The sequence below is a fragment of the Scandinavium sp. NPDC088450 genome, from assembly GCF_044900545.1.
GTDB lineage: Bacteria > Pseudomonadota > Gammaproteobacteria > Enterobacterales > Enterobacteriaceae > Scandinavium.
In genome coordinates this window covers 34,561-57,064 of record NZ_JBJDNI010000008.1, presented here as the reverse complement: position 1 = coordinate 57,064, position 22,504 = coordinate 34,561, and the positions used below count along the sequence as shown (strand labels likewise).

19 protein-coding genes, 1 pseudogene and 1 other annotated feature are annotated in these 22,504 nt (G+C 54.0%); of the genes and pseudogenes, 16 read left to right on the top strand and 4 right to left on the bottom strand.

The window, feature by feature from the left end; genetic code table 11:
• The first annotated feature begins 58 nt into the window (after positions 1 to 58).
• From thrL to ACI2I2_RS09330, 5 genes are all read left to right on the top strand, one after another.
• A complete protein-coding gene (gene thrL / locus ACI2I2_RS09350; protein ID WP_404657793.1) occupies positions 59 to 127 on the top strand; it encodes a thr operon leader peptide in 69 nt (22 codons plus the stop codon).
• Positions 66 to 183: a sequence feature (Thr leader region), on the top strand. (Overlaps the previous gene by 62 nt.)
• Before the next feature lie 24 nt (positions 184 to 207).
• Entirely contained in the window at positions 208 to 2,670 is a 2,463-nt protein-coding gene (gene thrA, locus ACI2I2_RS09345; RefSeq protein WP_404657663.1) for a bifunctional aspartate kinase/homoserine dehydrogenase I, read from the top strand.
• A gap of 1 nt (position 2,671) precedes the next feature.
• On the top strand, positions 2,672 to 3,601 hold the full coding sequence (gene thrB, locus ACI2I2_RS09340; protein ID WP_404657662.1) for a homoserine kinase: 930 nt from the start codon (positions 2,672 to 2,674) through the stop codon (positions 3,599 to 3,601).
• Between the two features lie 3 nt (positions 3,602 to 3,604).
• Positions 3,605 to 4,891, top strand: coding sequence for a threonine synthase (thrC, locus tag ACI2I2_RS09335; protein WP_404657661.1), 1,287 nt, complete (start codon positions 3,605 to 3,607; stop codon positions 4,889 to 4,891).
• Positions 4,892 to 5,094: 203 nt separating this feature from the next.
• Positions 5,095 to 5,391 carry a DUF2502 domain-containing protein gene (locus ACI2I2_RS09330; protein ID WP_404657660.1) on the top strand — a complete coding sequence of 99 codons (297 nt, stop codon included), beginning with the start codon at positions 5,095 to 5,097 and terminating at the stop codon, positions 5,389 to 5,391.
• A gap of 182 nt (positions 5,392 to 5,573) precedes the next feature.
• Here ACI2I2_RS09330 and yaaA read toward each other — a convergent pair whose 3' ends face one another.
• Positions 5,574 to 6,350, bottom strand: coding sequence for a peroxide stress protein YaaA (gene yaaA, locus ACI2I2_RS09325; protein ID WP_404657659.1), 777 nt, complete (start codon positions 6,348 to 6,350; stop codon positions 5,574 to 5,576).
• Positions 6,351 to 6,415: 65 nt separating this feature from the next.
• A complete protein-coding gene (locus ACI2I2_RS09320) occupies positions 6,416 to 7,846 on the bottom strand; it encodes an alanine/glycine:cation symporter family protein (RefSeq protein WP_404657658.1) in 1,431 nt (476 codons plus the stop codon).
• A gap of 204 nt (positions 7,847 to 8,050) precedes the next feature.
• On the opposite strand from ACI2I2_RS09320, the gene tal reads away from it, so the two are divergent.
• The 3 genes from tal to ACI2I2_RS09305 all read left to right on the top strand — a co-directional run bounded on the left by tal (position 8,051) and on the right by ACI2I2_RS09305 (position 11,112).
• Complete coding sequence (gene tal, locus ACI2I2_RS09315; protein WP_330982251.1) at positions 8,051 to 9,004, top strand: transaldolase; 954 nt, start codon at positions 8,051 to 8,053, stop codon at positions 9,002 to 9,004.
• A gap of 109 nt (positions 9,005 to 9,113) precedes the next feature.
• On the top strand, positions 9,114 to 9,701 hold the full coding sequence (mog, locus tag ACI2I2_RS09310; RefSeq protein ID WP_404657657.1) for a molybdopterin adenylyltransferase: 588 nt from the start codon (positions 9,114 to 9,116) through the stop codon (positions 9,699 to 9,701).
• A gap of 112 nt (positions 9,702 to 9,813) precedes the next feature.
• Positions 9,814 to 11,112, top strand: coding sequence for an MFS transporter (locus ACI2I2_RS09305; RefSeq protein WP_404657656.1), 1,299 nt, complete (start codon positions 9,814 to 9,816; stop codon positions 11,110 to 11,112).
• Between the two features lie 54 nt (positions 11,113 to 11,166).
• Here the strand turns inward: ACI2I2_RS09305 and satP are convergent, their stop codons facing one another.
• Positions 11,167 to 11,733, bottom strand: coding sequence for an acetate uptake transporter (gene satP / locus ACI2I2_RS09300; RefSeq protein WP_404657655.1), 567 nt, complete (start codon positions 11,731 to 11,733; stop codon positions 11,167 to 11,169).
• 296 nt (positions 11,734 to 12,029) lie between these two features.
• Here satP and dnaK point away from each other — a divergent pair, with 296 nt between their 5' ends.
• The 4 genes from dnaK (at position 12,030) to nhaR (ending at position 17,478) form a co-directional block, all read left to right on the top strand.
• Positions 12,030 to 13,946, top strand: a complete 1,917-nt coding sequence (gene dnaK / locus ACI2I2_RS09295; RefSeq protein ID WP_404657654.1) for a molecular chaperone DnaK — start codon at positions 12,030 to 12,032, stop codon at positions 13,944 to 13,946.
• Between the two features lie 86 nt (positions 13,947 to 14,032).
• A complete protein-coding gene (gene dnaJ, locus ACI2I2_RS09290) occupies positions 14,033 to 15,172 on the top strand; it encodes a molecular chaperone DnaJ (protein ID WP_404657653.1) in 1,140 nt (379 codons plus the stop codon).
• Positions 15,173 to 15,345: 173 nt separating this feature from the next.
• A complete protein-coding gene (gene nhaA, locus ACI2I2_RS09285) occupies positions 15,346 to 16,521 on the top strand; it encodes a Na+/H+ antiporter NhaA (RefSeq protein WP_404657652.1) in 1,176 nt (391 codons plus the stop codon).
• 60 nt (positions 16,522 to 16,581) lie between these two features.
• Complete coding sequence (gene nhaR / locus ACI2I2_RS09280; protein WP_404657651.1) at positions 16,582 to 17,478, top strand: transcriptional activator NhaR; 897 nt, start codon at positions 16,582 to 16,584, stop codon at positions 17,476 to 17,478.
• 70 nt (positions 17,479 to 17,548) lie between these two features.
• Here the strand turns inward: nhaR and rpsT are convergent, their stop codons facing one another.
• Positions 17,549 to 17,812: a 30S ribosomal protein S20 gene (gene rpsT, locus ACI2I2_RS09275; protein WP_404657650.1), complete on the bottom strand. Its 264-nt coding sequence runs from the start codon at positions 17,810 to 17,812 to the stop codon at positions 17,549 to 17,551.
• A 118-nt stretch (positions 17,813 to 17,930) separates the two neighbouring features.
• On the opposite strand from rpsT, the pseudogene ACI2I2_RS09270 reads away from it, so the two are divergent.
• From ACI2I2_RS09270 to lspA, 4 genes and pseudogenes are all read left to right on the top strand, one after another.
• A pseudogene (locus ACI2I2_RS09270) lies at positions 17,931 to 18,092 on the top strand (DUF2575 domain-containing protein); the annotation flags it as partial.
• Positions 18,093 to 18,141: 49 nt separating this feature from the next.
• A complete protein-coding gene (gene ribF, locus ACI2I2_RS09265; RefSeq protein ID WP_404657649.1) occupies positions 18,142 to 19,080 on the top strand; it encodes a bifunctional riboflavin kinase/FAD synthetase in 939 nt (312 codons plus the stop codon).
• A 33-nt stretch (positions 19,081 to 19,113) separates the two neighbouring features.
• Positions 19,114 to 21,930, top strand: a complete 2,817-nt coding sequence (gene ileS / locus ACI2I2_RS09260) for an isoleucine--tRNA ligase (protein WP_404657648.1) — start codon at positions 19,114 to 19,116, stop codon at positions 21,928 to 21,930.
• Complete coding sequence (gene lspA / locus ACI2I2_RS09255; protein WP_404657647.1) at positions 21,930 to 22,424, top strand: signal peptidase II; 495 nt, start codon at positions 21,930 to 21,932, stop codon at positions 22,422 to 22,424. The genes ileS and lspA overlap by 1 nt, the downstream gene beginning before the upstream one ends.
• The last annotated feature ends 80 nt before the right edge of the window (positions 22,425 to 22,504 follow it).

Here is a 22,504-nt window from a genome sequence, read left to right as displayed (position 1 = left end):
ACTTTAACCAATATAGGCAGACGACAGACAAAGTAAAATAACAGAGCACACAACATCCATGATTCGCATCAGCACGACGACAATGATTACCACCATCACCATTACCACAGGTAACGGTGCGGGCTGACGCGTACAGGAAACACAGAAAAAAGCCCGCACCTGAACAGTGCGGGCTTTTTTTTCGGCTAAAGATCAAGGGGTAATACCATGCGAGTCTTGAAGTTCGGCGGTACATCAGTGGCAAATGCAGAACGTTTTCTGCGGGTTGCCGATATTCTGGAGAGCAACGCCAGGCAGGGGCAGGTCGCCACCGTGCTTTCTGCCCCGGCTAAAATCACCAACCATCTGGTCGCGATGATTGAAAAAACCATTGGCGGTCAGGACGCACTCCCCAATATCACCGATGCCGAACGCATTTTTGCCGAACTGCTTCAAGGTCTGGCCGACATTCAACCCGGTTTTCCCCTGGCCCAGCTCAACGCTTTTGTTGAACAAGAATTTGCCCAGATTAAGCATGTCCTGCACGGGATAAGCCTGCTGGGACAATGCCCGGATGGCGTTAATGCCTCCCTGATTTGCCGCGGTGAAAAGCTCTCTATCGCCATCATGGCGGGTTTGCTGGAAGCGCGTGGTCATAAAGTTAGCGTGATTGACCCTGTTGAGAAATTACTGGCCGTTGGACATTACCTGGAATCCACGGTTGATATCGCCGAATCCACTCGCCGTATTGCAGCAAGCCAAATCCCGTCTGACCATATGGTGCTGATGGCCGGGTTTACCGCGGGAAATGAGAAAGGTGAACTGGTTGTTTTGGGGCGTAATGGCTCTGACTATTCCGCCGCAGTGCTGGCCGCCTGTTTGCGTGCTGACTGCTGTGAAATCTGGACCGATGTCGACGGGGTTTATACTTGCGATCCGCGCCAGGTACCGGATGCGCGCTTACTGAAATCGATGTCCTATCAGGAAGCCATGGAGCTCTCCTACTTTGGCGCGAAAGTTCTGCATCCTCGCACCATTGCGCCAATTGCTCAGTTCCAGATCCCTTGCCTCATCAAAAATACCGGTAATCCTCAGGCACCGGGCACACTTATCGGCTCAAGCCACAATGAAGATGGCCTGGCGGTGAAGGGGATTTCCAATCTCAACAACATGGCGATGTTCAACGTGTCCGGCCCGGGCATGAAGGGCATGGTCGGGATGGCGGCACGCGTGTTTGCCACAATGTCCCGCGCCGGGATCTCCGTGGTCCTGATCACTCAGTCTTCTTCCGAATACAGCATCAGTTTCTGTGTACCGCAAAGCGATTGCGCACGTGCGAAGAAGGCAATGGAAGATGAGTTTTATCTTGAACTGAAAGAAGGGCTGCTCGAACCACTGTCGATCATGGAGCGCCTGGCAATCATCTCCGTGGTGGGTGATGGCATGCGCACACTGCGCGGCATCTCTGCAAAATTCTTTGCGGCTCTCGCTCGCGCCAATATCAATATTGTAGCGATTGCGCAGGGCTCCTCCGAGCGCTCCATTTCTGTCGTCGTCAATAACGATGATGCGACCACTGGCGTTCGCGTCACTCACCAGATGCTGTTCAATACCGATCAGGTGATTGAAGTGTTTGTGATTGGCGTCGGCGGCGTGGGTGGGGCATTGCTGGAACAGCTCAAGCGCCAGCAAACCTGGCTTAAAAATAAGCATATCGATTTACGTGTTTGCGGCGTGGCGAACTCACGTGCGCTGCTGACCAACGTGCACGGTCTGAGCCTCGATAACTGGAAAAGCGAACTGGCCGATGCCAAAGAGCCGTTTAATCTCGGCCGACTGATTCGTCTGGTGAAAGAGTATCACCTGCTGAACCCGGTGATTGTGGACTGTACCTCCAACCAGGCCGTCGCCGATCAGTACGCTGATTTCCTGCGCGAAGGTTTCCATGTTGTGACGCCAAACAAAAAGGCGAACACCTCGTCGATGAACTACTATCACGAGCTGCGTCAGGCGGCTGCCGGTTCTCGTCGTAAGTTCCTGTATGACACCAACGTTGGGGCTGGCCTGCCGGTTATCGAAAACCTGCAAAACCTGCTCAATGCTGGCGATGAATTACAGCGCTTCTCAGGCATTCTTTCCGGTTCCCTGTCGTTTATCTTCGGTAAGCTGGATGAAGGCATGAGCCTCTCTGAAGCCACCCGTATGGCACGTGAATTGGGCTATACCGAACCCGATCCGCGTGATGATCTTTCCGGCATGGATGTGGCGCGTAAGCTGCTGATCCTCGCCCGTGAAACAGGCCGTCATCTCGAGTTGAGTGATATTGTGGTGGAATCTGTATTGCCTTCGCATTTCGATGACAGCGGCGACACCGACAGCTTTATGGCACGCTTGCCGCAGCTGGATGATGAGTTTGCGGCGCGTATCGCGAAAGCACGCGATGAAGGTAAAGTGCTGCGTTACGTCGGTAACATCGAAGAAGACGGCGTTTGCCGGGTGAAAATCGCTGAAGTCGATGGCAACGATCCGCTTTATAAAGTGAAAAACGGCGAGAACGCCCTGGCGTTTTACAGCCATTATTATCAGCCGTTACCGCTGGTGCTGCGCGGTTATGGCGCGGGCAACGACGTAACGGCCGCCGGGGTCTTTGCCGATCTGCTGCGTACCTTGTCCTGGAAGTTAGGAGTTTAAGATGGTTAAAGTCTATGCCCCGGCGTCCAGCGCCAATATGAGCGTCGGATTCGACGTACTGGGCGCGGCGGTCACGCCGGTGGATGGCACGCTGCTCGGCGATAACGTTGAAGTCGTTGCGGCTGATGTTTTCAGTCTGAAAAACGTCGGCCATTTCGCCAATAAATTGCCGACAGAGCCGCGTGAAAACATCGTTTACCAGTGCTGGGAACGCTTCTGCCAGGAGATTGGCAAAACGGTGCCTGTCGCCATGACGCTGGAAAAAAACATGCCGATTGGCTCTGGGTTAGGCTCCAGTGCCTGCTCTGTGGTTGCCGCGCTGGTGGCGATGAATGAGTACTGCGGCAAGCCACTCAATGACAGCAAAATGCTCTCACTGATGGGTGAGCTGGAAGGGCGTATTTCTGGCAGCGTGCATTACGATAACGTCGCGCCTTGCTTCCTCGGCGGCATTCAATTGATGCTGGAAGAAAACGGCATTATCAGCCAGCAAATTCCGGCCTTTGATGAATGGCTGTGGGTGCTGGCTTATCCGGGGATTAAAGTCTCTACCGCAGAAGCGCGCGCCATTTTACCGGCGCAGTACCGTCGTCAGGACTGCATCGCGCATGGGCGTCATTTAGCGGGCTTTATTCACGCCTGCTACAGCCGTCAGCCGCAGCTTGCTGCAAAGTTGATGAAAGACGTGATTGCCGAACCGTATCGCACCAAATTGCTGCCTGGCTTTGGCGAAGCCCGTCAGGCGGTGGCGGAAATTGGCGCGCTGGCAAGCGGCATCTCAGGTTCAGGCCCGACGATGTTTGCCCTGTGCGACAACCCGGGAACCGCACAACGAGTCGCAGACTGGCTCAGTAAACACTATCTGCAAAATCAGGAAGGCTTCGTTCATATTTGTCGGCTGGATACAGCGGGCGCACGCGTAGTGGGATAACCAATGAAACTGTATAACTTAAAAGATCATAACGAGCAGGTCAGCTTCGCGCAGGCCGTGACGCAAGGTTTAGGCAAAAATCAGGGGCTGTTCTTTCCACACGATTTGCCGGAATTCAGCCTGACCGAAATCGACGAAATGCTGAAGCTGGATTTCGTCTCCCGCAGTGCAAAAATTCTTTCCGCCTTTATTGGCGATGAAATTGCACCCGATGAGCTGAAAGCTCGCGTAGGCGCGGCATTTGCTTTCCCTGCACCAGTAAAAAAGGTGCAGGACGATGTGGGCTGTCTGGAACTGTTCCACGGCCCGACGCTGGCGTTCAAAGATTTCGGCGGTCGTTTTATGGCGCAGATGCTGACGCACATCAGTGGCGACAAACCTGTGACCATTTTGACCGCGACGTCTGGTGATACAGGCGCTGCCGTGGCGCATGCTTTCTACGGTCTGAAGAATGTACGCGTCGTTATCCTGTATCCGAAAGGCAAAATCAGCCCGCTGCAGGAGAAACTGTTCTGCACTTTAGGTGGCAACATTGAAACTGTCGCTATCGAAGGCGATTTCGATGCCTGCCAGGCGCTGGTGAAACAGGCGTTTGACGATGAAGAACTGAAAGTGGCGTTGGGCCTGAACTCGGCGAACTCGATCAACATCAGCCGTCTGCTGGCGCAGATTTGCTACTACTTTGAAGCCGTGGCGCAGCTGCCACAGGAAGCCCGTAATCAGCTGGTCGTTTCTGTGCCAAGCGGCAACTTTGGCGATTTAACGGCGGGCCTGCTGGCGAAATCGCTGGGTCTGCCGGTGAAGCGTTTTATTGCTGCAACCAACGTCAACGATACGGTGCCACGTTTCCTGCAGGATGGCGCATGGAAACCAAAATCTACGCAAGCGACGCTGTCTAACGCAATGGACGTCAGCCAGCCGAACAACTGGCCGCGCGTTGAAGAACTGTTCCGTCGCAAAGTGTGGCGCCTGAACGAGTTGGGCTATGCCGCCGTGGATGATGAAACCACTAAAGCGACCATGCGTGAACTTCAGGAAGTCGGTTATACCTCTGAGCCGCACGCTGCGGTGGCTTATCGCGCGTTGCGCGACCAGCTTCAGCCGGGCGAATACGGTCTGTTCCTGGGGACTGCGCACCCAGCGAAGTTCATTGAGAGCGTGGAAGCGATTCTCGACACCAAACTTCCGTTGCCGAAAGAGCTGGCCGACCGTGCCGACTTGCCTCTGTTGTCGCATGAGTTGCCTGCCGAGTTTACTGCACTGCGTAAGCTGATGATGGCTAAAGCCTGATAGTGTTCATTTTTCTCTCCCTGAGACCAGGATATTTCCCGGATTGGGGAGAGAATGTGAAGACAAATGGCAGAAATTACGCAGGAATTCCCATTAAATGCGGGCACTTAGAAATTGGGATTGCGGAGAATAACAACCGGGGTTCGCAACAGGTACTCTGACTTCATCGACCCATAACGGGCAATGATGCAAAGGAGTAACCTATGTCTAAATTGAAACCTGTGATCCTCGCGCTTTCTATGATGCTGGTGGCTCCGGTGATGGTACACGCTTCAGAAATCACTCTGGTGCCAGCGGTCAAATTACAGATTGGCGATCAGGATAACCGCGGTAACTACTGGGATGGTGGCAACTGGCGCGACCATGACTGGTGGGATCATCATTACGAGCGTTACAACAACCACTGGCGTCCGCGTCCCCATTACGATCATCATGACGATCACCACGACCATCACGATGATCATCACGACCACCATGACGATCATGGGCATCACCACTGATTTCCCCTCTCCCTAACCCTCTCCCGCTGGGAGAGGGAATTTGATGCGGATGTGATTGGTTTTCTCCCTCTCCCTCAAGGGAGAGGGAACCCAGGAGTGCGGTCTGGTTTTCTCCCTCTCCCTGGGGAGAGGGCCGGGGTGAGGGTGCATGGAGGAGGTTGAGGCGACCTCTTTTCTCGCTTTTACTTCTGCTCGTGCCGCTTAAACACCAGCTCAACATCGCTCGATGCGGCTTCATCAAAGAAATACCCTTCGCTATCAAAGCTTTTCAGCGCTTCAACTGTCGTCAGGCGATTCTCAATGATGTAGCGGCTCATCAGGCCACGTGCTTTTTTGGCGTAGAAACTGATGACCTTGAATTTGCCGTTTTTCTCATCGAGGAAGACTGGCTTGATGATTTTTCCCTGCAGCTTTTTCGGTTTCACCGCTTTGAAGTACTCATCGGAGGCCAGATTAATGACGACATCGTCCCCCTGGGCTTTTAGCGCGTCGTTCAGCTTGTTAGTGATAACCTCGCCCCAGAACTGATAGAGATCTTTACCTTTCGCGTTCTCAAGGCGAATGCCCATTTCCAGGCGATAAGGCTGCATCAAGTCCAGCGGACGCAGCACGCCATAAAGACCAGAGAGCATGCGTAAATGCTGCTGAGCAAAATCGAAATCTGCTTCGCTGAACTCTTCTGCCTGCAAGCCGGTATAGACATCGCCCTTAAAGGCCAGAATAGCCGGACGGGCATTTTGCGGCGTGAAATCAGGGTGCCAGTCGTGGAAACGGGTGGCATTGAGATCGGCAAGTTTGTCGCTGATGCTCATCAGCTTGCCGATTTGCGGCGCGGAGAGTTTGCGCGCCACCGTGATGAGCTGCTGGGAGTAATCCAGCAACTCAGGATGGGTGTAGCGGGTTGTCGCAAGTTCGCTTTGGTAGTCGAGCGTTTTCGCAGGTGAAATCAGAATCAGCATAATCAGTCCTTGCAGGCATTTTCCGAGACTTTAGCAAAAAACGGTCATGAAGGGATCGATAGCAGCTATCGGCGCGGCACATCATCCCAGCTTCCAGGGGCAATTTGCTGTTCAATTTCGGGATAGCGAGTCGGGTCAAAGACCGGTTTGACACCCAGCTTGCGTTGGCGCAGATAGTCGCTGGCAATGATCCGTACGACCGGGGAAAGCAGCAGCAGTGCCGTCAGGTTAGTGATGGCCATCAGTGCCATAATGATATCTGCCAATTGCCAGACGACCGGCAGGCTCAGCAGGGTTCCCATCATGACCATCAGCAGCGTGATGGTCCGCAAAATCCAGATATTGCGTGGGCTGTTCATCTTCAGGTAAATCAGATTATTTTCGGCGTAGATATAGTTTGCAGCGATAGAGCTGAAGGCGAAAAGAAGCACAATTCCGGCGACAAAACTCGCGCCCCAACTGCCTGCGATAACGCTCATCGCTTTCTGAACTAACTGAATGCCGTTGATGGAACTTTGGGTGGTGTCGTGGCCTGCAATGAGCACCACCATCGCCGTGGCAGTGCAAATAATGAGGGTGTCGACCAGGACGCCAATCATTTGCACGATGCCCTGGGCTGCCGGATGTGGAGGCCACGAAGCGGCGGCTGCGGCGGCATTCGGGGTAGAACCCATGCCGGCTTCGTTCGAGAACATTCCCCGCTGAAATCCACTGGTTAGCGCCTGGCTGATGGTGTAACCCACTGCGCCAGCGGCGGCTTCCTGCCAGCCAAATGCACTGCGAATGATGCTTTCAAAAATGGCAGGAATGGCGGCGTAATGCCAAAGGCTAATGACAATGCTGGCGCCAACCCAGACCAGTGCCATGACGGGCACCAGCCACTGCATTATCTTCGCGACACCCCGCAGGCCGCGCACAATGACCAACAGCGTGCAACCCATCAGTACCAGGCCCGTTACGTACTCAGGAAGGTTGAACGCAAAATGCATCGCGTTTGCGATTGAATTGGCTTGTACTGTGTTGAAAATTAAGCCATAAGCCAGCAGCAGGAAAACGGAAAACATCACCCCCATCCAGCGCATGCCAAGACCGCGTGACATGTACCACGCCGGGCCGCCACGGAACTGTCCTGTGGCGTCTCGTTCTTTGTAGAGCTGAGCCAGCGAGCACTCAGCGAAGCTACTCGCCATGCCGATGATGGCTGATACCCACATCCAGAACACGGCACCAGGGCCACCGGCAGTGATGGCGATGGCGACGCCGGCCAGGTTGCCGCTTCCTACACGCGCAGCGAGACTGGTACAGAGTGCCTGAAAGGAGGTCAGCCCGCCTGATTGTTGGCTCAGGCTGCTTTTAAGGCTTTTGCCGAAATACCGAATGTAGCGGAATTGAATGTAACCTGTCCGCCAGGTGAACCACACTCCGGCCCCGAGCAGCAGGTAAATCATTACCGAGCCCCAGAGTATGTCGTTGATGAATGAGAGAAACTCAGGCATGTAACGTCCTTTAATCGATGCCGAAGATGAATGTAAGCGCTACCACATTCCAGACAATCCATTATCGGGTAGCAAGCGAATAATCTGAGTTTATCATACTCTGCGCTCTTGGGCCGTCTGCGGTTGCGCTGATATGGGGGCGTGATATTATCGGGAGCAGACCGGTTACATCCCCCTAACAGCTGTTTAAAGAGAAACACTATCATGACGGATAAATTGACCTCCCTGCGTCAGTACACAACCGTAGTGGCTGACACCGGAGACATCGCGGCAATGAAGCTGTATCAGCCTCAGGATGCGACAACCAACCCTTCTCTGATCCTCGGCGCTGCCCAGATCCCTGAATACCGCAAGCTGATTGATGAAGCGATTGCCTGGGCGAAAAGCCAGAGCAGCAACCGCGAGCAGCAGATTGTTGATGCGACCGACAAACTGGCGGTCAACATCGGTCTGGAGATCCTGAAGCTGATCCCAGGTCGTATCTCAACGGAAGTGGATGCGCGTCTGTCCTATGACACCGAAGCCTCTATTGCTAAAGCGAAACATCTGATCAAGCTGTACAACGATGCTGGCATCAGCAACGACCGTATTCTGATCAAGCTGGCGTCCACCTGGCAGGGCATTCGTGCTGCTGAACAGCTGGAAAAAGAAGGCATCAACTGTAACCTGACGCTGCTGTTCTCCTTCGCTCAGGCTCGTGCTTGTGCTGAAGCGGGCGTGTTCCTGATTTCTCCGTTCGTGGGCCGTATCCTCGACTGGTACAAAGCCAACACGGACAAGAAAGAGTACGCACCGGCAGAAGATCCAGGCGTGGTTTCTGTGTCTGAAATCTACAGCTACTACAAACAGCACGGCTACGAAACTGTCGTGATGGGTGCGAGCTTCCGTAACGTCGGTGAGATCCTGGAACTGGCTGGTTGCGACCGCCTGACCATTGCTCCGGCACTGCTGAAAGAGCTGGCTGAAGCTGACGGCGCTATCGAGCGCAAACTGGTTTACACCGGTGAAGTGAAAGCGCGTCCAGAGCGCATCACCGAATCTCAGTTCCTGTGGCAGCACAACCAGGACCCAATGGCCGTAGACAAGCTGGCGGAAGGTATCCGTAAGTTTGCAATCGACCAGGAAAAACTGGAAAAAATGATCGGCGACCTGCTGTAATCATTTATCGCGTGGCCGGGCTCCCGGTCACGCATGCTGTTCTGCTATTTGTCTCCTTTTCCCTCCAGCGTGTATCATTCCGCCTAACAGCACTTTGAACGGAATTGATATGAACACTCTACGCATTGGCCTTGTCTCCATCTCCGATCGCGCCTCCAACGGCGTTTACCAGGATAAGGGTATTCCGGCTCTGGAAGCGTGGCTGTCCCGCGCCCTGACATCCCCTTTTGAACTGCAAACCCGTCTGATCCCGGATGAACAGTCGATCATTGAGCAAACCTTGTGTGAGCTGGTGGACGAAATGGGCTGTCATCTGGTGTTGACCACGGGTGGCACGGGGCCTGCACGTCGTGATGTGACGCCGGATGCGACATTGGCGATTGCCGACCGTGAAATGCCGGGCTTTGGCGAGCAGATGCGCCAGATTAGCCTGCACTTTGTGCCGACGGCGATCCTCTCGCGCCAGGTTGGGGTTATCCGCAAACAGGCGCTGATCCTCAATTTACCGGGGCAGCCGAAGTCAATTCAGGAAACGCTGGAAGGCGTTAAAGATGAGAGCGGCAAAGTGCTGGTGCACGGGATTTTTGCGAGTGTACCGTATTGTGTACAGCTTCTCGAGGGGCCTTACATCGAGACTGATGACCAGGTCGTTGCCGCGTTTCGCCCTAAAAGCGCACGTCGCGAGACAATCTCCTGAAATTAAGCCTTTTATGACATAACCTGTGCGGGTCATCGATTGACCAATGATTTACGGTATAGTAATTTTTTCTTTACGAAACCTGTAAATTAATCAAAACAAATGGCCCGCTATGTCACATTCCGTAAGACCTCTGAACCGACAGGATTATAAAACGCTGACGCTGGCTGCACTCGGTGGCGCTCTGGAGTTTTATGATTTCATCATCTTTGTCTTCTTCGCCGCCGTTGTGGGCGAGCTTTTCTTCCCTGCCGATATTCCTGAATGGCTGCGTCAGGTCCAGACCTTTGGCATTTTTGCCGCAGGTTATCTGGCTCGTCCGTTGGGCGGCATCGTCATGGCGCACTTTGGCGATCTGGTCGGGCGCAAAAAGATGTTTACGCTCAGCATCCTGCTGATGGCCGTGCCGACACTGCTGATTGGCTTGCTGCCAACATATGCCTCGGTTGGTATCGTTGCGCCGTTATTATTACTGCTGATGCGTGTGCTGCAGGGCGCTGCGATTGGGGGAGAAGTGCCGGGTGCCTGGGTGTTTGTCGCTGAGCATGTGCCGACGCAGAGAATTGGTATCGCTTGTGGCACGCTCACCGCGGGTCTCACCGTCGGCATTCTCCTCGGTTCTGTTGTGGCAACACTCATTAATACCAGCATGACGCAGCAGACTATCCATGACGGCGGCTGGCGAATTCCCTTCCTGCTGGGCGGTGCGTTTGGGCTGGTGGCGATGTACTTGCGTCGCTGGTTGCAGGAAACTCCAGTCTTCCTTGAAATGCAGCAGCGTAAACAGCTGGCGCAGGAACTGCCGGTTAAATCGGTGGTGATGAAGCACCAGAAGGCTGTGGTGATTTCCATGCTGCTGACCTGGCTGCTGTCGGCGGGCATTGTGGTGGTTATCCTGATGTCGCCGGTGTGGCTGCAAAAGCATTATGGTTTTGCACCAGCGTTGACGTTGCAGGCCAATAGCATCGCGACAGTCATGCTTTGTGTGGGCTGTTTGCTGGCCGGGCTTGCGGCAGATAAATTTGGTGCGAGCCGCACATTTATTGTCGGAAGCCTGCTGTTAGCGGCATCAAGCTGGGCGTTTTACCATTTGTCGGGCTCGCATCCTGGGCAATTGTTCCTGCTGTATGGCCTGGTGGGATTGTGTGTTGGCGTGGTTGGCGCTGTGCCTTACGTCATGGTTCGGGCATTTCCAGCGGAAGTGCGCTTCACCGGGATTTCATTTTCCTACAACGTTTCTTATGCGATTTTTGGCGGCTTAACGCCGATCGTTGTCACTGTGCTGATGGGCGTGTCGCCAATGGCTCCAGCCTGGTATGTTCTGGCGTTATCGCTGGTGGGATTGGGATTAGGCATCTGGTTGCGTCAGAGCTATATAGCGCCAGAGAAAGCAACGCTTGCGGCGAATTAAAAAAAAGCCGGGTGAGAGAGTCACCCGGCTTTTTTTATCGTGATCAACTTAGGATCAGTGCTTCTCACCAATTGGCAGCACGGTGCGGCCAAACTTCTCGTTCAGCACTTCACCCATTGCCAGGTAGATAGCGCTCGCGCCACACACCAGACCAATCCAGCCTGCGATGTGAACGATGCCTTCGTTGTCCGCCAGGTGGCCGATAGCCAGCAGGGCAAACAGCACGGTCAGGCTCAGGAAGACGAACTGCTGCATGCGTGGACCGTTCAGCGTTCCGAAGAACATGAACAGGGTGAACACGCCCCACAGACCCAGGTACATCCCCATAAAGTGCGCGTTAGCCGGTTCTGCCAGGCCCATTTTCGGCATGATCAGAATGGCGACCAGAGTCAGCCAGAAAGAGCCGTAGGAGGTGAACGCGGTCAGACCGAAGGTGTTGCCTTTCTTAAATTCCAGCAGGCCAGCGAAGATCTGTGCCAGGCCACCGTAAAAAATACCCATCGCCAGAATGGCGGTATCAAACTGGAAAAGACCGCTGTTTGCCAGGTTCAGCAGAATGGTGGTCATGCCGAAGCCCATCAGTCCCAGCGGTGCCGGGTTAGCCAACTTAGTGTTAACCATATTTCCTCAAAAAACGTATCAATAAAGGGAGAAATGTCTGAACCCCGCGCCAATCCTCTGGTTGCGGGGCGCGGCATAATAATCAGTGTCGTGTCTGCCGTCTATGATCTGAGCAGGGGGAAATTAAAAAATTTTTTATCCCTCCCCCTTGATGAACCTCCTAACGACCCCATCTTGTAAGCAACCGCAGTGGTGAGCCTGAAAAAAAACGTAGCGGGGCGCTTGAAACAGTCTGTTTCGCCCTTATTACAGGTTCACAACCACATGTTGATCGAATTTTTAGTGGAGACGTTTAGATGGGTAAAATTATTGGTATCGACCTGGGTACTACCAACTCTTGTGTAGCGATTATGGATGGCAACACTCCGCGTGTGCTGGAAAACGCCGAGGGCGATCGCACCACGCCTTCTATTATTGCTTATACCCAGGACGGTGAAACTCTGGTTGGTCAGCCGGCTAAACGTCAGGCCGTGACAAACCCGCAGAACACCCTGTTCGCGATCAAGCGCCTGATTGGCCGTCGTTTCCAGGACGAAGAAGTCCAGCGTGACGAAGCTATCATGCCGTACAAAATCGTTGCTGCTGATAACGGCGACGCCTGGCTGGACGTGAAAGGCACCAAAACTGCACCGCCGCAGATTTCTGCAGAAGTGCTGAAAAAAATGAAGAAAACCGCGGAAGATTACCTGGGTGAGCCGGTAACTGAAGCTGTTATCACCGTTCCTGCTTACTTCAACGATGCTCAGCGTCAGGCAACCAAAGATGCTGGCCGTATCGCAGGTCTGGAAGTCAAACGTATCATCAACGAACCAACCGCAGCCGCACTGGCTTACGGTCTGGATAAAGAAGTGGGCAACCGCACCATTGCTGTTTATGACCTGGGCGGCGGTACCTTCGATATCTCCATCATCGAAATCGATGAAGTTGATGGCGAAAAAACCTTTGAAGTGCTGGCAACCAACGGCGATACCCACCTCGGTGGTGAAGACTTCGACAGCCGTATGATTAACTATCTGGTTGAAGAATTTAAGAAAGATCAGGGCATTGACCTGCGTAACGACCCGCTGGCAATGCAGCGCCTGAAAGAAGCCGCAGAAAAAGCAAAAATTGAGCTCTCTTCTGCGCAGCAGACCGACGTGAACCTGCCGTACATCACTGCAGACGCGACCGGTCCTAAACACATGAACATCAAAGTGACTCGCGCGAAACTGGAAAGCCTGGTCGAAGATCTGGTGAACCGTTCTATCGAGCCACTGAAAGTTGCTCTGCAGGATGCTGGCCTGTCTGTCTCTGACGTTCAGGACGTTATCCTGGTCGGCGGTCAGACCCGTATGCCAATGGTTCAGAAGAAAGTTGCTGAGTTCTTCGGTAAAGAACCACGTAAAGACGTGAACCCAGACGAAGCTGTTGCTATCGGTGCTGCGGTTCAGGGCGGCGTACTGACCGGTGACGTGAAAGACGTTCTGCTGCTGGACGTCACCCCGCTGTCGCTGGGTATCGAAACCATGGGTGGCGTGATGACTGCGCTCATCAACAAAAACACCACCATCCCGACCAAGCACAGCCAGGTGTTCTCTACTGCGGAAGACAACCAGTCTGCAGTGACCATCCACGTGCTGCAGGGTGAGCGTAAACGTTCCGGTGATAACAAATCTCTGGGTCAGTTCAACCTGGATGGTATCAGCCCAGCACCGCGCGGCATGCCGCAAATCGAAGTGACCTTCGATATCGATGCTGATGGTATCCTGCACGTTTCCGCGAAAGACAAAAACAGCGGTAAAGAGCAGAAAATCACCATCAAGGCTTCTTCCGGTCTGAACGAAGAAGAAATCCAGAAAATGGTGCGTGAAGCTGAAGCTAATGCCGAGTCTGACCGTAAGTTCGAAGAACTGGTTCAGACCCGCAACCAGGGCGACCATCTGCTGCACAGCACGCGTAAGCAGGTTGAAGAAGCCGGCGAACAGCTGCCGGCTGAAGACAAAACCGCTATCGAGTCAGCACTGACTGCGCTGGAATCTTCTCTGAAAGGCGAAGACAAAGCGGATATCGAAGCGAAAATGCAGGCGCTGGCTCAGGCTTCCCAGAAACTGCTGGAAATTGCTCAGCAGCAGCATGCACAACAGCAGGCAGGTTCTGCTGACGCTACCGCGAGCAACGCGAAAGATGACGATGTTGTCGACGCTGAGTTCGAAGAAGTTAAAGATAAAAAATAATCGCCCTGATGCAGGGTAATTAACTGGCACGGGCGTCGGAGTTTACTCCACGCCCGTGCTCGCATGTTAAGGGCAGATAAAAAGAGATGGCGAAGAGAGACTATTACGAGGTTTTAGGCGTTTCCAAAACAGCGGAAGAGCGTGAAATCAAAAAGGCTTACAAACGCCTGGCGATGAAGTTCCACCCCGACCGTAATCAGGGTGACAAAGAAGCCGAAGGAAAATTTAAAGAGATCAAAGAAGCGTACGAGATCCTGACCGACGCGCAGAAGCGTGCGGCCTATGACCAGTATGGTCATGCGGCGTTCGAGCAGGGCGGTGGTGGTTTCGGTGGCGGCGGCTTTGGCGGCGGCGGTGCTGATTTCAGCGATATCTTCGGCGACGTGTTTGGCGACATTTTTGGCGGCGGACGTGGGCGTCAGCGTGCATCTCGCGGTGCAGACCTGCGCTACAACATGGATCTGACGCTGGAAGAAGCCGTTCGCGGTGTCACCAAAGAGATTCGTATTCCGACGCTGGAGGAGTGTGATGTTTGCCACGGCAGCGGCGCGAAAGCAGGCTCTAAACCACAGACCTGTCCAACCTGTCACGGTCAGGGCCAGGTGCAGATGCGTCAGGGCTTTTTTGCCGTACAGCAGACTTGTCCACACTGTCAGGGTCGCGGCACGCTGATTAAAGATCCGTGCAACAAGTGCCACGGTCATGGTCGTGTTGAAAAGAACAAAACCTTGTCGGTTAAAATCCCGGCAGGTGTTGATACCGGTGACCGTATTCGTCTGTCCGGCGAAGGTGAAGCAGGTGAGCACGGTGCGCCAGCGGGCGATCTGTACGTTCAGGTGCAGGTGAAACAGCACCCAATCTTCGAACGCGAAGGGAATAACCTGTACTGCGAAGTCCCGATTAACTTTGCAATGGCTGCCCTGGGCGGTGAAATCGAAGTGCCGACACTGGATGGCCGTGTGAACCTAAAAGTGCCTGGCGAAACGCAGACCGGCAAACTGTTCCGCATGCGCGGTAAAGGCGTCAAATCCGTTCGCGGTGGTGCACAGGGAGACCTGCTGTGCCGTGTCGTGGTGGAAACTCCGGTTAGCCTGAACGACAAGCAGAAACAGCTGCTGAAAGATCTGCAGGAAAGCTTTGGTGGCCCAACGGGTGAGAAAAACAGCCCGCGCTCAAAAAGCTTCTTCGATGGCGTGAAAAAATTCTTTGATGATTTGACTCGCTAATCGCAGCAGCTGCTTGAAAACAAAGGCCCGGACCACCCAGTCCGGGCTTTTTTCATTCTGGCGCTATACTTCGCTTATACCGATCTAACTATCACGAATAACCTGATTTTACCGAGTGTTTATAGCGGTTAATATGGTTTAATCGAATAATAAGAGCAACAGAGAGAGTAAAAGTGAAACATCTTCAGCGTTTTTTTAGCAGTGAGGCCTCCGGGGGCATCATCCTCATCATTGCTGCGGCACTGGCGATGATCCTTGCCAATTCCGGGCTAACCAGCCATCTCTATCAGGCATTTCTTTCCACTCCGGTGCAGCTCAAAGTTGGGCCACTGGAAATCAACAAAAACATGCTGCTGTGGATCAACGATGCACTGATGGCTGTCTTCTTCCTGTTGATTGGTCTGGAAGTGAAGCGTGAGATGGTACTGGGCTCACTGGCAAGCCGTCAGCAGGCTGCTTTCCCGGTGATTGCGGCTATTGGCGGTATGGTCGTGCCAGCGCTTATCTATCTGGCGTTTAACTATCAGGATCCGATTGCTCGTCAGGGCTGGGCTATTCCGGCGGCCACCGATATTGCCTTTGCACTTGGTGTGCTGGCACTTTTAGGTAACCGCGTGCCCGTCACCCTGAAGATTTTCCTGATGGCGCTGGCGATTATCGACGATTTGGGCGCGATCATTATCATCGCCCTGTTTTACACCAGTGACCTTTCAATGCTGTCTCTTGGTGTGGCCGCGGCGGCGATTGCCGTGCTGGCGATCCTCAACCTGACTGGCGTTCGTCGAACTGGCATTTATATTCTGGTCGGTATGATCTTGTGGACGGCGGTGCTGAAGTCTGGCGTGCATGCCACGCTTGCTGGAGTGATAGTTGGCTTCTTTATTCCACTGAAAGAGCAGGCGGGCAAATCCCCGGCGAAACAGCTGGAGCACGTGCTGCATCCTTGGGTGGCTTATCTGATCCTGCCCTTGTTCGCCTTCGCCAATGCGGGCGTTTCACTGCAGGGCGTGACAATTGAAGGGCTGACGTCTTTGCTGCCGCTGGGGATCATGGCGGGCCTGTTTATCGGTAAGCCATTGGGTATCGGGTTGTTCTGCTGGCTGGCGCTAAAACTGAAACTTGCCACGCTGCCGCAGGAAACCACCTGCAAACAAATTGTGGCAGTTAGTGTGCTCTGTGGTATCGGCTTCACGATGTCGATTTTCATCTCGACGCTGGCCTTCGGCGGCCTGGACCCGTCACTCATCACATGGGCGAAACTCGGGATTCTGATTGGCTCGCTTCTGGCGGCGGTCACCGGGTATAGTTTGCTTCGCTCGGGCAGCAAGGGTTCCCGTTACCCGGCATAACAGGATACGAAAGGCCGCCTTCGGGCGGCCATGATGCGCAAAGTTCAGGGAGAGAAACGAATGTCTCATATCAATTACAACCATCTTTATTATTTCTGGCACGTCTACAAAGAAGGGTCAGTGGTAGGGGCCGCGGAAGCGTTGTATCTCACGCCACAGACCATTACCGGCCAAATCAAAGCCCTGGAAGAGCGCCTGCAAGGCAAGCTGTTCAAACGTAAAGGACGCGGACTGGAGCCGAGCGAACTGGGTGAACTGGTGTTCCGTTATGCGGACAAGATGTTCACCCTTAGCCAGGAAATGCTCGACATCATCAACTACCGCAAAGAATCGAATTTGTTGTTTGATGTGGGTGTGGCAGATGCGCTGTCAAAACGACTGGTGAGCGGCGTGCTGGATGCGGCAGTGGTGGAAGATGAACAAATCCATTTGCGCTGCTTTGAATCGACCCACGAGATGCTGCTGGAGCAGCTTAGCCAGCATAAGCTCGATATGATTATCTCTGACTGCCCGATTGATTCGACGCAGCAGGAAGGCTTGTTCTCGGTGAAAATTGGTGAGTGCAGCGTCAGCTTCTGGTGCATGAACCCTCTGCCTGAGAAGCCTTTTCCAGCCTGTCTCGAAGAACGCCGTCTGCTGATCCCTGGGCGACGTTCCATGCTCGGTCGTAAGTTGCTGAACTGGATTAACACTCAAGGGCTGAAAGTCGAAGTACTCGGCGAGTTTGATGATGCCGCGTTAATGAAAGCTTTTGGTGCTGCGCACACTGCGATTTTTGTCGCACCTACGCTCTACGCGCACGATCTCTATGCAGATGACAATATTGTGGAGATTGGTCGGGTGGAAAACGTGATGGAGGAGTACCACGCCATTTTTGCCGAACGCATGATTCAGCATCCTGCGGTACAGCGAATCTGCAATCGTGACTACTCGGCACTGTTTGAGTTACCGCGCTAAGCCCGAATCGCAGACATAAAAAAACCCGCTAAAAGCGGGTTTTTTCTACAAAGCTTCAACAGCGTAGCGATTAAGCCAGTTTGTTGATCTGTGCAGCCAGGTTAGCCTTATGACGCGCAGCTTTATTTTTGTGGATCAGACCTTTAGCAGCCTGACGGTCCACGATTGGTTGCATTTCGTTAAATGCTTTCAGTGCAGCAGCTTTGTCGCCAGCTTCTACAGCTGCGTATACTTTCTTGATGAAAGTACGCATCATAGAACGACGGCTAGCGTTGTGCTTGCGGGCCTTTTCAGACTGAACGGCGCGCTTCTTAGCTGATTTGATATTAGCCAAGGTCCAACTCCCAAATATGATCTATATGGACAATTCAAAGGCCGAGGAATATGCCCTCTTAGCCTTCTTTTGTCAATGGATTTGTGCAAATAAGCGCCGTTAGTGTGACGGCACTTGGTTACGTAGTGATGGCGCAGGATTCTACCAGCTTGCGCCCTTCGAATACAGCCTTTCCGCCATAAAAATCACCGGGGCAAGGGGGAATTTACCCAGTTTCGTCCCAAGGTGGATGAAATCCTTGCATCTTTCGGTTCTCAGGTGCAATCGTCGGTTAACGTAGCCTGCTCGACAAGGTATACTTTGACGATTTTCACTGTTTTGAGCCAGACATGAAGCTGATACGCGGCATACACAATCTGAGTCAGGCACTGCACGGGTGCGTGCTGACCATTGGCAATTTCGACGGCGTGCATCGTGGCCACCAGGCATTACTCCAGCGTTTACGCGCTGAAGGCCGTGAGCGCGGGCTGCCTGTTGTGGTGATGATTTTTGAGCCGCAGCCGCTGGAACTGTTTGCGACCGATAAGGCTCCCGCTCGCTTGACGAGACTGCGCGAAAAAGTGCGTTATCTCAGCGAAAGCGGTGTGGATTATGTCCTGTGCGTGCGTTTCGACAGGCGCTTTGCCGCACTCACGGCGCAGGAATTTATCAGCGATCTGCTGGTCAAACGCCTCGGCGTCCAGTCTCTGGCCGTGGGGGATGATTTCCGCTTTGGCGCTGGTCGCGAAGGGGATTTCTTGTTATTACAGAAGGCTGGCGCTGAATTTGGCTTTGATGTCACCAGCACCCAAACGTTCTGCGAAGGCGGATTACGTATCAGCAGCACCGCGGTTCGCCAGGCGCTGGCTGAAGACAATCTGGAGCTGGCGCAAACACTGCTGGGCCATCCTTTCAGTATTTCAGGGCGAGTGGTGCACGGCGATGAGCTTGGGCGCACCATTGGCTTTCCCACGGCGAATTTGCCGTTGCGTCGTCAGGTTTCCCCGGTGAAAGGGGTTTATGCCGTCGAAGTCGCGGGTCTCGGCGATAAGCTGATTCCAGGCGTAGCGAATATCGGCACTCGCCCAACCGTCGCGGGTGTACGTCAGCAGTTAGAAGTGCATTTACTGGACGTTGTAATGGACCTCTATGGTCGCCATATCGATGTCATACTGCGGAAGAAAATCCGCAACGAGCAGCGTTTTTCCTCGCTGGATGAATTAAAAGCGCAAATCGCGCGAGATGAGTTAACAGCCCGAGCGTTGTTTGGGCTATCAAACCCGGCGTAATGCCAACGTTATCAATACGGAAACGAGAATCTGATGAGTGACTTTAAATCAACCCTGAATTTGCCGGAAACAGGGTTCCCGATGCGTGGCGACCTCGCCAAACGCGAACCGGGAATGCTGGCCCGTTGGACCGATGATGATCTCTACGGCATCATCCGTGCAGCGAAAAAAGGCAAAAAGACGTTCATTCTGCATGATGGCCCTCCTTATGCGAATGGCAGCATTCATATTGGTCACTCTGTTAACAAGATTCTGAAAGACATTATTGTTAAGTCCAAAGGTCTGGCGGGCTTCGATTCCCCGTACGTACCAGGCTGGGACTGCCACGGTCTGCCAATCGAACTGAAAGTAGAGCAAGAGTTCGGTAAGCCGGGCGAGAAGTTCACCGCCGCTGAATTCCGTGCGAAATGCCGCGAATACGCCGCCACTCAGGTTGATGGCCAGCGTGCTGACTTCATCCGTCTGGGCGTGCTGGGCGACTGGTCTCGTCCGTACCTGACCATGGACTTCAACACTGAAGCCAACATCATCCGCGCGCTGGGCAAAATCATCGGTAACGGTCACCTGCATAAAGGGGCTAAGCCGGTTCACTGGTGTGTGGACTGCCGTTCTGCGCTGGCAGAAGCGGAAGTTGAGTATTACGACAAAACGTCTCCTTCTATCGACGTTGCATTCCACGCCGTCGATCAGGATGCAGTGAAAGCTAAATTCGGCGTCACTTCCGTAAACGGCCCGGTATCACTGGTTATCTGGACCACCACGCCGTGGACACTGCCTGCGAACCGTGCCATCTCTCTGTCCCCAGAGTTCGACTATGCGCTGGTGCAGGTTGATGGTCAGGCGCTGATTCTGGCGAAAGATTTGGTTGAAAGCGTTCTTAAGCGTGCAAACATCACTGAGTTCACCGTGCTGGGCACTGCGAAAGGCGACGCGCTGGAGTTGATGCGCTTCAAGCATCCTTTCCTCGATTTCGACGTACCGGCAATCCTTGGCGATCACGTTACGCTGGACGCGGGTACCGGTGCGGTACACACCGCCGGTGGCCACGGCCCGGACGATTACAACATCAGCCTGAAGTACGGTCTGGAAATCGCTAACCCGGTTGGCCCGGATGGCGCATATCTGCCAGGCACTTACCCAACGCTTGATGGCATCAACGTCTTCAAAGCCAATGACATCATCGTCAACATGCTGCGCGACAGCGGTGCGCTGCTGCACGTTGAGAAGCTGCAACACAGCTATCCGTGCTGCTGGCGTCACAAGTCGCCGATCATCTTCCGCGCGACCCCACAGTGGTTCGTCAGCATGGATCAGAAAGGCCTGCGCGAGCAGTCGCTGAAAGAGATCAAAGGCGTGCAGTGGATCCCGGACTGGGGCCAGGCACGTATTGAATCCATGGTCGCTAACCGTCCTGACTGGTGTATCTCTCGTCAGCGTACCTGGGGCGTACCGATGTCTCTGTTCGTGCACAAAGAGACTCAGGAGTTGCATCCACGCACGCTGGAGCTGATGGAAGAAGTCGCTAAACGCGTAGAGCAGGACGGCATTCAGGCGTGGTGGGATCTCGATCCGCGCGACATCATGGGTGACGATGCTGACACTTATGAGAAAGTGCCTGATACCCTCGACGTGTGGTTCGATTCCGGATCAACGCATGCTTCCGTCGTTGATGTGCGTCCGGAGTTCTCTGGTCACGCAGCGGATATGTATCTGGAAGGTTCTGACCAGCATCGCGGCTGGTTCATGTCTTCTCTGATGATCTCCACGGCGATGAAAGGCAAAGCGCCTTACCGCCAGGTACTGACTCACGGTTTCACCGTGGATGGTCAGGGCCGCAAAATGTCCAAATCCATCGGCAACACCGTTTCGCCGCAGGATGTGATGAACAAACTGGGCGCGGATATTCTGCGTCTGTGGGTGGCGTCGACTGACTACACCGGCGAGATGGCGGTGTCTGATGAGATCCTCAAACGTGCTGCCGACAGCTATCGTCGTATCCGTAACACCGCTCGTTTCCTGCTGGCGAACCTGAACGGTTTCAATCCTGAAACTGACATGGTGAAACCAGAAGAGATGGTGGTTCTGGATCGCTGGGCTGTAGGGTGTGCTCAGGCCGCGCAGGAAGACATCCTCAAAGCCTATGAGTCTTACGACTTCCACGAAGTGGTGCAGCGCCTGATGCGTTTCTGCTCCATCGAAATGGGCTCGTTCTACCTCGACATCATCAAAGACCGTCAGTACACCGCGAAAGCGGACAGCGTGGCGCGTCGTAGCTGCCAGACTGCGCTGTATCACATCGCAGAAGCACTGGTTCGCTGGATGGCGCCAATCATGTCCTTCACCGCAGATGAAATCTGGGGCTACCTGCCAGGTGACCGCGAGAAATACGTCTTCACTGGCGAGTGGTACACCGGCCTGTTTGGTCTGGCAGACACCGAAGCCATGAACGACGGTTTCTGGGATGTGCTGCTGCAGGTTCGTGGCGAAGTGAACAAAGTCATCGAACAGGCGCGTGCTGATAAGAAAGTCGGCGGTTCTCTGGAAGCGGCAGTAACCCTGTTTGCGGAACCAGAACTCGCGGCGAAGCTGACAGCACTGGGCGATGAATTGCGATTTGTCCTGTTGACCTCTGGCGCCACAGTTGCGGATTATGCTGCAGCAACCGCCGAGGCACAGCAGAGCGAACTGCTGAAAGGCCTGAAAGTGGCGTTGCAGAAAGCCGACGGTGAGAAGTGCCCGCGTTGCTGGCATTACACTACCGATGTCGGTCAGGTGGCGGAACACGCAGAAATCTGCGGCCGCTGTGTCAGCAACGTCGCCGGTGAAGGCGAAAAGCGTAAGTTTGCCTGATGAGCCAATCTATTTGTAAAAGCGGACTGCGCTGGCTGTGGCTGGTGGTGGTGGTGCTGATAATCGACCTGGGCAGCAAGTTCCTGATCCTCCAGCATTTTGAGCTGGGGGAAACTGTCTCGCTGTTCCCGTCTTTGAATCTGCACTATGCGCGTAACTACGGCGCGGCATTTAGCTTCCTCGCCGACAGCGGCGGTTGGCAGCGCTGGTTCTTCGCGGGTATCGCCATCGGTATCTGTGTGATCCTGGCGGTGCTGATGTACCGCGGCAAAGCCAGCCAGAAGCTGAATAACATTGCCTACGCGCTGATCATTGGTGGCGCGCTCGGCAATCTGTTCGACCGCCTGTGGCACGGCTTCGTTGTCGACATGATTGATTTCTATGTCGGCAACTGGCACTTCGCCACCTTCAACCTCGCCGATTCAGCCATCTGTATCGGCGCGGCGTTGATTGTGCTGGAAGGCTTCCTGCCCGGTGCTAAGAAGCAAGCGTAAAAACCTGCCGGGTGGCGCGTTGCTTACCCGGCCTACGATAACGACGAATCCCGTAGGCCCGGTTTGTAGGCCCGGTCAGC

Coding starts and splice junctions, on each gene's coding strand:
- thrA (WP_404657663.1), top strand. CDS start 208: ATGCGAGTCTTGAAGTTCGGCGGTACATCAGTGGCAAATGCAGAACGT.
- thrB (WP_404657662.1), top strand. CDS start 2,672: ATGGTTAAAGTCTATGCCCCGGCGTCCAGCGCCAATATGAGCGTCGGA.
- thrC (WP_404657661.1), top strand. CDS start 3,605: ATGAAACTGTATAACTTAAAAGATCATAACGAGCAGGTCAGCTTCGCG.
- ACI2I2_RS09330 (WP_404657660.1), top strand. CDS start 5,095: ATGTCTAAATTGAAACCTGTGATCCTCGCGCTTTCTATGATGCTGGTG.
- yaaA (WP_404657659.1), bottom strand. CDS start 6,350: ATGCTGATTCTGATTTCACCTGCGAAAACGCTCGACTACCAAAGCGAA.
- ACI2I2_RS09320 (WP_404657658.1), bottom strand. CDS start 7,846: ATGCCTGAGTTTCTCTCATTCATCAACGACATACTCTGGGGCTCGGTA.
- tal (WP_330982251.1), top strand. CDS start 8,051: ATGACGGATAAATTGACCTCCCTGCGTCAGTACACAACCGTAGTGGCT.
- mog (WP_404657657.1), top strand. CDS start 9,114: ATGAACACTCTACGCATTGGCCTTGTCTCCATCTCCGATCGCGCCTCC.
- ACI2I2_RS09305 (WP_404657656.1), top strand. CDS start 9,814: ATGTCACATTCCGTAAGACCTCTGAACCGACAGGATTATAAAACGCTG.
- satP (WP_404657655.1), bottom strand. CDS start 11,733: ATGGTTAACACTAAGTTGGCTAACCCGGCACCGCTGGGACTGATGGGC.
- dnaK (WP_404657654.1), top strand. CDS start 12,030: ATGGGTAAAATTATTGGTATCGACCTGGGTACTACCAACTCTTGTGTA.
- dnaJ (WP_404657653.1), top strand. CDS start 14,033: ATGGCGAAGAGAGACTATTACGAGGTTTTAGGCGTTTCCAAAACAGCG.
- nhaR (WP_404657651.1), top strand. CDS start 16,582: ATGTCTCATATCAATTACAACCATCTTTATTATTTCTGGCACGTCTAC.
- ribF (WP_404657649.1), top strand. CDS start 18,142: ATGAAGCTGATACGCGGCATACACAATCTGAGTCAGGCACTGCACGGG.
- ileS (WP_404657648.1), top strand. CDS start 19,114: ATGAGTGACTTTAAATCAACCCTGAATTTGCCGGAAACAGGGTTCCCG.
- lspA (WP_404657647.1), top strand. CDS start 21,930: ATGAGCCAATCTATTTGTAAAAGCGGACTGCGCTGGCTGTGGCTGGTG.